This is a genomic window from Virgibacillus sp. NKC19-16 (genome assembly GCF_021560035.1).
Taxonomy (GTDB): domain Bacteria; phylum Bacillota; class Bacilli; order Bacillales; family Amphibacillaceae; genus Virgibacillus_L; species Virgibacillus_L salidurans.
This window is the reverse complement of the sequence record NZ_CP074373.1, coordinates 892,605-906,080: the sequence shown is the minus strand read 5'-3', so window position 1 is coordinate 906,080 and position 13,476 is coordinate 892,605. Positions and strand designations below refer to the sequence as shown.

Genomic DNA, 13,476 nt, shown 5'->3' with positions numbered 1-13,476 from the left:
TCCAAACTAGTTTGATATGCTTACGGCTTGTCCTATTCCAGGGCTTGTTGGAACGACGTTGACCCATGTTTTACCTGGAACAAATCCAACAGGTACCTCGTCTTTAACCGGTATGATCCTTCCATCCTGATTGTCCCATTGAACTTCCTGGATTTGACCTTTTTGAATTAAATAGCCATTCCCGCCGGATTCAAGATCAATCGCACGGCGACCTGTATCATCAATTACTTCATGTTCGGTTTCTATAATGAAGACATTATCCACCTCGATAGGATCACTCGAATTTAAATCAACGGTTTGCTCCCGGTCGTTATATCTTGTATATGTTTCACTATTCTCGTCATAGCTAAATTCTACAATTTGCATTGGGTTATTTGAATAAACAATTTCCACATGATTTGCCGCGTCTCCCGGCAACTCCCGGACTTCACCTTCTCCTAAAAAGGGTAATGGATCATAGGAAGCCGTTGTCTCATACCCTTTTTGGCTTGCGTAGTCATAAACACCTGCAAATTGTAAATAGGAATTGTGCGGTGCTTCTCGAAAAGACTCCCGCTTAAATAGAGTACCATTATTATCATAGATAGAACCATCTAAATGTTCAATACCTCTATCTTCTATCATATCATTTACAACGTTCGCTGCCCCGTGATAAACATATAGCGCATTATAACTGTTCGCAAGTTCAAAGTAATATTCTCGCGCACTCCGGACAGGCCCGACTACTTTCGGCATTTCACTTTGATAGAATGCTAGAAGACGTGTAATGTTCCCTTCTGCCAAAATTTCAAAGACGATGTCTGCCTTGGATAATCCGGATTGCGGCCTTGCTGAGTCATGATTATTTACCATGACACTAACAATTCGGTCATTGACTTTTTTATCTGTTTCAATCCCAGTTAACGGAAAAACATTTTCAGATTCATCCGACCCTTCATCTGCTGAATCCGGCACATTCGTCGATTCCATTTTTTCCTTTACATCTTTTCCTTTTGCCTCATTATCCTGTGAACTACCCTCTTCATTGGAACAAGCAGCAAGAAGCATAAACACTAGCAAAACATAAACTATTTTTCTCATTTATTCCCAACACCTTTGCATAAGTTTCCTCTATTAGATACCTATGCAAAATTCTATTATATATTCTAACGCATCGTAGACGGGAAGAGTACTTCTTTTTCTTCACATCTACGATACCTTGCTGTGTTATGCGAATATACGGCAAATGGGTAGATGACAAAAAGTATATCGTGTAGATTGGATCATTATGAGAATAACCAAATTCCGCTAGCGTTTCTTTAAGCTGCTTTTCTTTTTCAATTAATGTACTCATTTTTCCATTAAACATGACGCCCCCAAGGGTGAGAGGTAGTTCAACTAATACTTCACCATTGTGAACAAGTACGATTCCGCCGCCAATTTCCTTTAAGCGGTTGCCTGCAAGGAGCATATCAGATTTACTTTTTCCGATGAAGACGAAATCCCCTGTTGTTGAATAGGAGCTTGCTAGGCCTCCTAACTTTTCAGTGAACCCGCGAATCGTCGTATTTACACGCCATTCTCCGTTGCGATCCATCAGTAACAGAAAAGCGTCCCCTTTGTTAGCAGGTAACTCTTCTGGCGTGATATCCATTTCAATTGCATATGGTTTTATAATAACATCATTCACCATATCGAGTCCGATCGGCACGGAAAATTGTAAATCCGTCTCTTTTAGAACCGCATCAGAGGTAAGAGGCTTTATGTTATATTGTTCCCAATCGATTGATGGTGTGACAGCCTGCGCTTCATCTGCTTTGACGATCCACTTCCCTTTTGCTAAGACACTTTCCGGATGCGGATTGCTTTTTTCGCGTAAAATATTAATGTGGGCAATCCGACCGGGCGCGATGCTCCCAAGCTGTTCCTCCAGCCTGAAATGTTTTGCCGCATTATAGCTTGCCATCAGGTATGCGTCCTCTATTGGAACCCCTTTATCAATAGCAATTTCAATACAAACATTCAAAAGCCCATTCTCATAAAATCCTGGTGTTGAACCATCTGTCGTCATTGTCAGGTTCTCATAGGTTGGTAGTTTTGCTGCCACTATTTCTTCGATGAGCTTCGGCAAATCCGGTCTAATAGATGAGTAGCGAAGGCCAACCTGGTACCCTAACTGCAGGCGTTTGATCACTTCTTCCCCTGTCATTGATTCATGATCGGCATTCACACCAAACAGCTTCATTTTCGTTAACGTCTTTTCCGATGCTCCAGGAAAGTGGCCCTCGACAGGCTTTCCATGCCTTTTTGTTTCCTGTATCCAATGAAGTAACCTGTCACCGCCATCTAACAAGCGCGGCCAGGAGGTTAACTCGCCGCCTTGGACAACAGATGGATGCGCAAGCCACGACAGGACCTCTCTTGTATTAAATAACGCCTCCTCATCCTTAAGCGCTGTTTGTGCATCAAAACGTGCCCACCAATACATCGAAACAGGCAAATTATTAAACTCTTCCAATATAGAAAACGCTTTCTTTTTATCCAACAAAAAATGCCATAATAAATTATCATTCATTAGTGTAGTTGTCCCCGTTTTCGCAGCATGATATGCCAATTCTTCCGGGTTGTACAATTGTGACGGGTGTGCATGTGGCTCGATATACCCCGGGACAAGGTATTTTCCCTGGCAATCTATGATTTCCGCCGTGTCCTGTTTTTCAGGCAGCTTCTCCCCTACATAGACGATACGGTCATCATAAATCCAAATGTTTGCTTGTAGCCACTGCTTTGTATATGTGTTTAAATAAGTACTGTTTTTTAAAATTAGCGTAGGCGCCTCGATACCATCAATGACGTTGACATGATGTCGAAGCTCACGATTTCTCCAGTAATATTCATCTTCTATCATAAAGCTCAACTCTCCAACTAATTATTTTTCTCTATCGTAACATACTTTTCGCTTTAACACTGTAAATTTTTGTTAAGTTGAAGTGAATTTTTTGTGACAGAGAGGCACCAGTCCATTTTATCCATAAGCCAGTTTCTCGGATTTGAAATAACCATATACGGAGCACGTATCCAATTCGAAGGCTAGTACTTTTTTCTTCCGCGAAGCCTTATATCAGCTCTTATCCCTAAAAAAAACATGCTCCGCCCTAATCTCTTCTCCAACTGTTAGAATGGCAAAGGAATAATAAGGGAGTTTTCGTTTGTCCGTGGGAGAGCCCGGATTCACTAATAGTTTCTTTTTGAAGTAGCGAAGCAAAGGAATATGGGAGTGGCCAAAAATGATGATATCCACCTCTTCTCCCTCAAATACCTCCAGTGCTCGTTTTTCGGTTGTCTTCTTGTCACCATGCCCATGGATAACGCCAATTTTATGTCCATGTACTTCTAATATCTCTTGTGCCGGGAAATGTTCCTTGATATCCTTACTGTCGACATTTCCATATACACCCTTTACTTCTGCATATGTACGAAGCATGTGATGAACTTCCATCGAATTCCAATCACCCGCATGAATAATCAAATTTGTCGTTTCCAATTCCTTTTTAAGTCTTGACGGGAGCTGCTTTCCCTTGTCTGGCATATGTGTATCTGCTATTATTACTATTTTCATTGCAAGTTTCTCTCCTCACAAAAAAGGCCTGTCCTCCACTACTTTAGCACATTAACGGCCGGGGGACAGGCTCCTTTTTAACTTTTCCCTATGTCCCTGCGATAAAAGTATCCTTTCATATCATCAACAGAAGCTAGGGCCTCATATACATTTTCGGCAGCTTTTTCCAATGAATCTTCCTTGGCGCCAACGAGCAGCACGCGCCCACCATCGGATACGAGTGATCCACCTTCCAGTTTCGTCCCAGCATGTACAGTAAAAGCGCCTTCGACTGAGGACATTTCAGGAATCCGCACACCTTTATCGCAATCAGCCGGATAACCCTCTGACGCCACAACCACCCCTGTACAGGAACCTTCCTCCCATTCAAGCTGCGGATCCTTCCCATCCATTACGTCCACTAATACGTGAGCAAGGTCATTTTTCAATAACGGCAAGACTATCTGTGTTTCCGGATCCCCGAAACGTGTGTTAAATTCAATGACTTTCGGACCCTCCGTTGTCATAATTAGTCCCGCATATAAAATCCCTGTAAACGGGCGCCCTTCTTTCATTAAACCATCAACCGTTTTTTGCAAAATTTCTTCGGTAGCAAAAGCCAAATGTTCACTCGAGACATCCGCCACTGGTGCATAGGCACCCATGCCACCGGTGTTCGGGCCCTCATCATTGTCGTAGGCACGCTTATGATCTCTAGCCGTCACCATTGGATAGACATGATTTTCATGCACAAACGCCATCAACGAAAATTCTTTTCCCGCTAAAAATTCCTCGATAACAATTGTAGCACCTGCCTCGGCAAATGCCCTTGTAACTAGCATTTCATTAACAGCCTCTTGCGCCTGTTCGACTGATTCTGCAACAACGACACCTTTGCCGGCAGCTAGCCCATCTGCCTTAATAACGATGGGCGCACCTTTTAAATCAATGTATTGTTTCGCTTCTTCCACACTATTGAATGTTGCAGAAGCTGCTGTTGGGATGTCATACTTTTTCATAAATTCTTTCGCATAGCTCTTGCTTCCTTCCAACAATGCTGCTTCCTTTGTTGGCGCAAAAACCTTTAAGCCCGCTTCATAAAACCGATTCGCTATTCCTGCATTCAATGGATTTTCTGGGCCAACAATCGTCAGGTCAATCGCATTCTCTTTGGTAAATTTAACCAACCCCTCCATATCCATCTCATCAATCGCAACACAGGTAGCCTCTCCAGCGATGCCACCGTTTCCCGGAGCAACATAAATACGGGTCACATGTTCACTTTCCGATAGTTTCATGACAATACTATGCTCGCGTCCTCCCCGGCCGACGACTAATATATTCATAGCGTACTCCTTTCAATTAGAGGATGTTCAAAAAGTCCGGTAAAAATGACACATCGAATTTCTTCGTTGGCTTGCTTTTCCGTTCCTCACGTATTAAGTGCATACGTTCCGCTACTCAAAGCTACGCCCCCTCGAACTTCTCGGTCCTTTTTATCCTCCTTTTTGAACACACATTATTAGTGTTTGAAATGACGCATTCCTGTGTAAACCATTGCGATACCATGCTCATTACATACATCGACAGAATCCTGATCACGCTTGGACCCGCCCGGCTGAATGATAGCAGTGACCCCTGCTCTGACGGCCGCTTCTACCGTATCCGGCATTGGGAAAAAGGCATCTGAAGCTAGCACGGATCCACGCGCTTTTTCACCAGCTTGCTCTATCGCAATCTCCGCTGATCCGATTCGATTCATTTGCCCAGCACCAACGCCGACTGTCTGATTATCTTTTCCTAACACAATTGCGTTGGATTTCACATGTTTCACGGCTTTCCAGGCAAACTGCAGATCCATTAATTCCCGCGCTGTAGGCTCGCGCTCTGTCGCAACAGTTAATTCTTCTTCCGCAACCTCACCATAATCATTATGTTGAATCAGCACACCGCCTTTTATCGTTGTGAGTTTATGATATGATGCCCCGTCACCCTTCATTTCAAGCTCCAACAACCGAATGTTTTTCTTTCGGGTTAAAATTTCCAGAGCCTCTTCTGTAAATCCTGGAGCAATCACAATCTCTAAAAATATCTCACTCAATTTTTCTGCAGTGGCCGTATCTATTTCTCTATTACAAGCAACAATACCACCGAATATTGATACCGGATCTGCATCATACGTTTTTTGAAAAGCTTGGAATAAACCATCTGCTACACCAATTCCGCATGGATTCATATGCTTCACAGCAACGGTTGCCGGATCACTATATTCGGATAAAATTTCAAGCGCGGCATTCCCGTCTTGAATATTATTATAGGATAGCTCTTTTCCGTGCAACTGACTCGCTGCAGCAAGACTCACGCTTATAGATACAGGATTTTTATAAAACGCCGCTTGCTGATGCGGGTTTTCCCCGTAACGCAACCCCTGTGATTTTTCATATGTAACGGTATAGGTTTCCGGAAAATCCTCTCCCGTTTCTGTAGCAAAGTAGTTTGCGATAAGTGCGTCATAGTTCGCTGTGTGCCGAAAGACTTTCGCGGCTAAACTCCTGCGTTTTTCAACGTCTAAACTATCCTCACGTAAATCCATAAGCACCTGTTCATAATCTTGTGGGTCGACAACCACGGTGACATCCTGATAATTCTTTGCACTTGAGCGAAGCATGGCTGGCCCGCCAATATCGATGTTTTCGATAATTTCATCATTTGTAACTCCTGTCTTTTGAAGGGTCTCTTTAAACGGATATAGGTTCACAACAACCATATCAATCGGAGAAATTTTATTTTCATCCATCTGTCTTCTATGTAGTCGGCTTGAACGTTTTCCCAGTAATCCTCCATGCACATATGGGTGAAGTGTTTTTACACGCCCCTCCATTATTTCCGGGAATCCAGTAATATCCTCTACTGCCTTTGCAGGAATTCCAGCGTCTTGAATGGCGCGCAATGTCCCCCAGTGGATATAATTTCATAATCCAGTTCAATAAGTCCTTTAGCAAAATCTGTTATATCTTCTTTATTGGAAACACTAATAAGTGCTCGTTTTTGCATGAAAAATCCCTCACTTTAAAATTAGCTGATTAATAACCTGTGGATATAAGTTGTGTTCCAGTTGCTGCAAGCGTGTTCGCAGCGCGTCGATGGTATCACTTGGAAAAATATCTACTGACTCTTGCGCGATAATCGGCCCTGTATCAATACCTTCATCAATATAATGCACGGTTACACCTGTTTTTTCCACACCTGCATCGTGCGCCTGTTCAATCGCATCCTTCCCGGGAAAAGCCGGAAGTAGCGACGGATGAATATTAATGATTTTCTCTTCAAACGCCTGCAATAATGTTGCGCCGGCAATTCGCATATACCCGGCGAGAAAAATCCACGTGACGCCAGCTTCATGTAACTTTTCGATGATTTCCGCTTCATAATCCTCTCTAGACGCAAATGATTTCGGATCAAACACGAATGTTGGCACGCCTCGTTCGGCAGCCCTATCCAATACTGCTGCCCCTGGTTTATCACAAACAAGCAGCACCACATCACAAGCGAGATCCGTCTCTAACATTGCCTGAAAATTACTGCCTGTACCTGAAGCAAAAACGGCTGCTTTTACCTTACTCATGATGTGAAATGCACCCCTTCATTTGCAACTACATTACCAATAATCGATGCATTCTCACCATTTTCATGCAATACCGCTACTATTTGATTCGCATGTTTTTCCTCAACAACCAACGCCATGCCGATCCCCATATTAAAAACACCATACATCTCTTTATCAGAAATACCAGCAGTTTTCTGTAAAAATGGAAAAATTGCAGGCATTTCCCAGCTTGATGGATCAAGCTCCACACCTAACCCTCAGGGAGCATCCGGGGGAAATTTTCATAAAATCCGCCGCCGGTGATATGAGAGATTCCTTTAATGGAATGGTTTTCTAAAACTGCGGCTACGGCTTTCGCATAAATTTTCGTAGGTGTAAGCAGCGTCTCGCTAAGTGACCTAGACAGGCCAGCATACTGCTCGGATAAATCTAAGTCCGCCACGATTTTACGTACAAGCGAGTAGCCATTCGAGTGAATTCCACTGGCTGGAAGACCAATGACAACATCCCCAGCCTGAATGGACGCACCAGTGATCAATCTTGATTTTTCAGCAATGCCGACAGTAAATCCCGCCAAATCATATTCATTTTCCGAATACAAGCCTGGCATCTCAGCTGTTTCGCCACCAATCAACGCAGCACCCGCGTCCACGCACCCAGTGGAGATTCCTGCAACAATACTTTCAATCATTTCCGGCTCATTTTTACCACAGGCAATATAATCCAGGAAAAATAGGGGTCTGGCTCCTTGTGCGACAATGTCATTCACACACATGGCGACCAAATCAATACCTACCGTGTCATGCTTTCCCAATTCAAAGGCAAGCTTCAGTTTTGTACCGACACCATCTGTTCCAGAGACCATAACTGGTTCTTTATAGTTAAAGGATGTTAATTCAAATAGTCCGGCAAATGCTCCAATTCCACCCAACACCTCAGGTCGAGTCGTTTTCGCAATATGTTTCTGCATTCGCTCAACGGCTTCATAGCCTTTATCCACATCTACTCCGGCATCTTTATAAACATCTGACATGCTAGATCCCCCTTCCATTAGCCATTTGTGTAGGATATTTCTCTTTCCCTTTCTTCTTTCACAGGATAATTCCCTGTCATGCAGGCCATACAAATCCCTTGGTGTATTGTTTTATCTTTGACGATTGCTTTTTCAAGACCGACTTCTGATAAATAAGCCACGCTGTCTGCCCCGATAATATCACACATTTCCTCTGTGGTATGATTCGCAGCGATTAATTCGTCTCTTGTAGACATATCAATCCCGTAATAGCATGGATGTTGAATCGAAGGAGAAGCGATGCGAACATGAATCTCCAAAGCTCCTGCCTCTTTTAGCATATGGACTATTCGCTTACTCGTCGTCCCGCGAACAATCGAATCATCGATCATCACAATCCGTTTCCCTTCCACGATTCCACGAACCGGTGCTAGTTTCATTTTCACGCCTTGTTCCCTTAGGTCCTGAGAAGGCTGAATAAACGTCCTTCCAACATAGCGGTTTTTAATGATCCCCATTTCATACGGCAATCCACTTTCTTCTGCATAGCCAATCGCAGCTGAAATACTGGAATCCGGTACCCCGATCACCATATCTGCTTCAACAGGAGATTCCTTGGCTAGTTCGGCGCCCATCCGCTTCCGCGTGGCATGTACATTTACATGATTTAAATCACTATCCGGCCTCGATAAATAGACATATTCCATTGCACACATGCTTCGCTGCTCGGAGGTGGCAAATCGGGTAGACCTAGTACCTTCATCGCTAATCGTAACAAGTTCACCTGGCAGGACTTCACGAACAAACGTCGCACCTATTTGGTCAAAGGCACATGTTTCCGATGCAACGACATAAGCATCGCCAAGTTTTCCAATGGATAGCGGCCTGATACCACTTGGATCCAGTGCTGCATACATTTTATCCTCTGTTAAAATCAAATAGGCATAGGCACCGACAATTTTATTAAGCGCCTCAGCGATGGATTCCTCATTTGTCTGCATACCGCTCTGTTTAATGAGATGGGCAAGTACTTCTGTATCGGATGATGTTTGCAAAATACTACCCTGATCCTCTAGCTCGCCGCGCAGTTTATGGGCATTCATGATATTTCCGTTATGTGCTAATGCCATACTTCCCGTTTGCGTACGAAACAGCAGTGGCTGAACATTTTCGATTGCTTTTGCCCCTTGTGTAGTGTAACGAACGTGCCCTGCAGAAGCACGTCCGGAAAGTGCCTCAAACTTGGCATGCTTAAACACATCATTAACTAAACCCATCCCTTTATGCGAGATTAATTCTTCGCCGCCATCATTTACAACGATGCCAGCACCTTCTTGCCCGCGATGCTGCATCGAATGCAGGCCATAATACGTAAGCTCCGCTGCCTTTTCATGGCCCCAAATTCCAAATACGCCGCATTCCTCATTTATGCCATTGACTTCAGCAAGCATGGGATAGCTCCTTTCCATAAACTCTTTAGTTTGGCCGTATCTTCCTGAATGACACTTGTATTATTTATGTTTATGTTAAGTTTTCCACCTGAGGTCACCATACCGATTTGACGAGCGTTTTCTACGACTTCTTCAAACCGCGCTTTATTTTCTTCTTTTACCGACACTAAAAATCGTGATTGAGATTCACTGAATAGGGCTACTGTTGTATCACCTTCCAGTTCAACATCAATGCCTAACCCCTTTTCATTAAAAATACTTTCCGCTAAAGCAACAGCTAATCCGCCTTCCGCAAGATCATGTGCCGACTGAACACTCCCTTGATGTATCGCAGTAAGTAACTGATTTTGCCGGATAGCTTCCTCCTCCAAGTCAATCGCAGGTGCTTTTCCTTGGTATTTACCTTCCAGGATATTCTGCAGCTCGCTTCCTCCAAATTCCGCTTTCGTCTCGCCAATCAAATAAATTAAATCTCCTGCTGCCTGAAAATAACTTGGTGTAATATGATTCAATGACGAATGCAAGCCAACCATTCCGACAACCGGGGTTGGGAAAATGGAGTTCCCATTTGATTGGTTATAAAGAGAAACATTGCCTCCAATAACTGGTGTACCAAGCGCTGTACATGCCGCACTCATCCCGTCAACACTCTTTTCCATTTGCCAAAAGACTTCCGGATTTGTAGGGTTGCCGAAATTCAGCCCATCTGTCAGTCCAAGTGGTGTTGCGCCTGAGCAGACGATATTTCTTGCTGCTTCAGCTACAGCAATTTTTCCACCTGTTTCCGGATCCAAATAGATATAACGTGAGTTACAATCGGTGGAAATCGCCAGTGCTTTTTCGGTTCCTTTAATCCGTATAACCGCTGCATCGGACCCAGGGGATACAACTGTATTGGTTTGCACCATGGAGTCATACTGATCATAAACCCATTCCTTACTAGCTATTGTCGGCTGCTGCAAGAGCTGTTTTAACATTTCTGTATGATCTTCCACATGGGGGATGCTATTTTCTATTTTCTGAAATTCCTTGTAATAACTCGCTTCTGTTGATGGCATATGATAAACAGGTGCCGCTTCCGCTAATGCATCAACCGGGATATCTGCCATCACTTCACCGTGCTGCTTGATGCGGAACACCTTTTCCTCAATCACTTCGCCAACAACAACTGCCTGCAGACCATATTTTTCAAAAATATCTATAATTTCTTTTTCGCGTCCTTTTTTCACACATAGAAGCATGCGCTCCTGTGATTCGGACAGCATGAGTTCATAGGCGTTCATGTTTTGTTCACGCTGTGGCACCAGGTCCAGATTCATTTCCATCCCTGTCCCGGCACTACTGGCCATTTCACTTGCTGACGATGTAAGTCCGGCTGCACCCATATCCTGCATACCAATCAATGCGTCCGAGTGAATGACTTCTAAGGATGCCTCAATCAAAAGTTTTTCCATAAATGGATCTCCGACCTGAACAGCCGGACGGTCCTTATCCGAATCCTCTGCTAGATCAACGGAAGCAAATGTTGCCCCGTGAATCCCGTCACGACCGGTAGGCGCGCCTGCATAAATAACGGTGTTGCCGACTCCTGCTGCAATTCCCTTTTGCATGTCATCATGGTTGATTAAACCAATGGCCATTGCATTCACAAGTGGGTTCTCCTCATAGCTGTCATCAAATTGAATTTCGCCACCAACCGTCGGGACCCCAACACAGTTGCCGTAGCTTGCTATCCCATTTACAACCTCTGTAAAAAGATACTTCGTGCGATCTGTCGTTAAATTTCCGAACCTGAGTGAATTCATCAACGCAATCGGCCGGGCACCCATCGAAAAAACATCACGGAGGATTCCACCGACACCTGTCGCAGCCCCTTGGTACGGCTCCACTGCAGAGGGATGATTATGACTTTCCACTTTAAAAACAACTGCCTCGTTGTCACCAATATCAATAACTCCTGCACCCTCTCCCGGCCCTTGAAGGACATGAGGTGCTTTTGTTGGGAACTTTTTCAGCAAGGGTTTGGACGTTTTATAGCTACAATGTTCCGACCACATCACGGAAAATATCCCCGTCTCGGTAAAATTCGGATGACGTTTCAAAATGTCTTTTATCCCAGCAAATTCCTGGTCGCTTAATCCCATATTTTCATATAACTGTCCCTGTTCTACTTTTTCCGGGCTAATGTCATGCGTTCCGAGCATAAGTATCCCTCCAATTTTGGATCATGGACTGAAATAATTTTACACCATCATCACTGCCAAGCAATGCCTCCACAGCACGCTCCGGATGTGGCATCATGCCAAGCACATTACCTGCTTTATTGATAATCCCGGCAATATCTGCTACCGATCCATTTGGATTGTTTTGATAGGTAAAGGCGATTTGATTATTTGCTTTTAGTTCTTCGAGTATTTCCTCATCACAGAAGTAATTTCCTTCCCCATGGGCAATCGGAAAACGAACAACTTCCCCTTTTTTATAGCCAGTGGTGAAAATCGAATTGTCATTTTCCACAACTAATGATTCTTGATGGCACATAAACGAAAGATGTTTATTGCGCATCATCGCACCGGGCAAGAGTTCCGCTTCTGTTAACACTTGAAATCCATTACAAACACCGAGGACCGGCTTTCCTTCTGCGGCATGTTTCTTAATCTGTTTCATCACAGCTGAAGTTGACGCAACCGCCCCGGAACGTAGGTAGTCCCCATAGGAAAAACCACCTGGCAGAAGAATAGCGTCATAGTTTTCGAGATTAGCCTCCTGATACCAGACCAGATCTGCTTCTTCCTGAAGTATCTCTTTCACCGCATGATACATATCCCGGTCACAGTTGGATCCTGGAAAGACAATCACAGCAAATTTCACGATTGACGAGCCCCCTCCGTGCTAATGGAATAATCTTCAATAACCGGATTTGCCAGCAGTTTGTCACACATTTCTTTTACACGTGCTTCCAAGTCTGGCCCATCTTCTACCTGCAGTTCGATATACTTCCCGACACGAGCCTCTTGGATTTCCTGATAGCCTAGGGAATTCAATGACTCCTGTATTGCTTTTCCCTGTGGATCCAGAACACCTTGTTTCAACGTAATGTGAACCGTTACTTTTTTCATGACGTTGCCTCCAGTCGCTGCAAAATTTCTTCATATACCTCGATTAAGTCACCTGTCCCCTGACGGAAAACATCCTTATCCAATTTTTCCTGTGTGTTACTATCCCATAATCTGCATGTATCCGGAGAAATTTCATCAGCAAGGACAATGCGACCATCTTCCATTCGTCCAAATTCCAGCTTGAAATCTACCAGCGTTATATTGATAGATTCGAATAATGTACTTAAGCTTTTATTGATTTCCAGCGCAGTTGCTTTGATTTCTTTTAACTCCGATGGTGTGACGTTGCTTAAGAACAACGCATGTTCATCATTAATCAACGGATCCCCTAAGTCATCATCCTTGTAAAATAATTCAACGAGCGGTGGCTCGAACGGTGTTTTTTCTTTGATGCCAAGTCGTTTTGTAATACTGCCAGTTGCCTTATTGCGAACAACAACCTCCAGTGGAATAATTTCCGTTTGATAAACAAGCTGTTCCGTTTCATTCAGTCGTTCAATAAAATGGGTTTTTATCCCATTTTCATGAAGGATTGGGAAAATACGCGATGAAATTTCGTTATTCAGGCGCCCTTTTCCGTTAAAAACTTCCTTCTTCTCCCCATTAAAAGCTGTTGCATCATTTTTATAGGATAAAACCAGTTGTCCGGGTTTATTTTTCGCCGCATAAACCTGCTTCGCCTTACCCTCATACAAAAGCGCATCCTTCAT

10 protein-coding genes and 2 pseudogenes are annotated in these 13,476 nt (G+C 43.8%); all 12 read right to left on the bottom strand.

From position 1 onward, the window contains the following. Positions 1 to 6: 6 nt before the first annotated feature. Positions 7 to 1,080 carry a DUF3048 domain-containing protein gene (locus KFZ58_RS04895; RefSeq protein ID WP_235793711.1) on the bottom strand — a complete coding sequence of 358 codons (1,074 nt, stop codon included), beginning with the start codon at positions 1,078 to 1,080 and terminating at the stop codon, positions 7 to 9. Further along, positions 1,022 to 2,887, bottom strand: coding sequence for an adenine deaminase C-terminal domain-containing protein (locus tag KFZ58_RS04890; protein WP_370642432.1), 1,866 nt, complete (start codon positions 2,885 to 2,887; stop codon positions 1,022 to 1,024). Before KFZ58_RS04890 ends, KFZ58_RS04895 begins: the two co-directional genes overlap by 59 nt. A 213-nt stretch (positions 2,888 to 3,100) precedes the next feature. Beyond that, on the bottom strand, positions 3,101 to 3,598 hold the full coding sequence (locus KFZ58_RS04885; protein ID WP_235793710.1) for a metallophosphoesterase family protein: 498 nt from the start codon (positions 3,596 to 3,598) through the stop codon (positions 3,101 to 3,103). 77 nt (positions 3,599 to 3,675) lie between these two features. Next, positions 3,676 to 4,923, bottom strand: coding sequence for a phosphoribosylamine--glycine ligase (gene purD, locus KFZ58_RS04880; protein ID WP_235793709.1), 1,248 nt, complete (start codon positions 4,921 to 4,923; stop codon positions 3,676 to 3,678). 176 nt (positions 4,924 to 5,099) lie between these two features. After that, positions 5,100 to 6,631 (bottom strand): annotated as a pseudogene (gene purH, locus KFZ58_RS04875) (bifunctional phosphoribosylaminoimidazolecarboxamide formyltransferase/IMP cyclohydrolase). Between the two features lie 10 nt (positions 6,632 to 6,641). Then, entirely contained in the window at positions 6,642 to 7,202 is a 561-nt protein-coding gene (gene purN / locus KFZ58_RS04870) for a phosphoribosylglycinamide formyltransferase (protein ID WP_235793708.1), read from the bottom strand. Beyond that, positions 7,199 to 8,217: pseudogene (gene purM, locus KFZ58_RS04865) on the bottom strand (phosphoribosylformylglycinamidine cyclo-ligase). The gene purN and the pseudogene purM overlap by 4 nt, the downstream one beginning before the upstream one ends. 17 nt (positions 8,218 to 8,234) lie before the next feature. Next, positions 8,235 to 9,647: an amidophosphoribosyltransferase gene (gene purF, locus KFZ58_RS04860; RefSeq protein ID WP_235793707.1), complete on the bottom strand. Its 1,413-nt coding sequence runs from the start codon at positions 9,645 to 9,647 to the stop codon at positions 8,235 to 8,237. Next, entirely contained in the window at positions 9,623 to 11,851 is a 2,229-nt protein-coding gene (gene purL, locus KFZ58_RS04855; RefSeq protein WP_235793706.1) for a phosphoribosylformylglycinamidine synthase subunit PurL, read from the bottom strand. The genes purF and purL overlap by 25 nt, the downstream gene beginning before the upstream one ends. Next, positions 11,835 to 12,518: a phosphoribosylformylglycinamidine synthase subunit PurQ gene (purQ, locus tag KFZ58_RS04850; RefSeq protein ID WP_235793705.1), complete on the bottom strand. Its 684-nt coding sequence runs from the start codon at positions 12,516 to 12,518 to the stop codon at positions 11,835 to 11,837. Before purQ ends, purL begins: the two co-directional genes overlap by 17 nt. After that, entirely contained in the window at positions 12,515 to 12,766 is a 252-nt protein-coding gene (purS, locus tag KFZ58_RS04845) for a phosphoribosylformylglycinamidine synthase subunit PurS (protein ID WP_235793704.1), read from the bottom strand. The genes purQ and purS overlap by 4 nt, the downstream gene beginning before the upstream one ends. Further along, positions 12,763 to 13,476 carry a phosphoribosylaminoimidazolesuccinocarboxamide synthase gene (gene purC, locus KFZ58_RS04840; protein ID WP_235793703.1) on the bottom strand — a complete coding sequence of 238 codons (714 nt, stop codon included), beginning with the start codon at positions 13,474 to 13,476 and terminating at the stop codon, positions 12,763 to 12,765. Before purC ends, purS begins: the two co-directional genes overlap by 4 nt.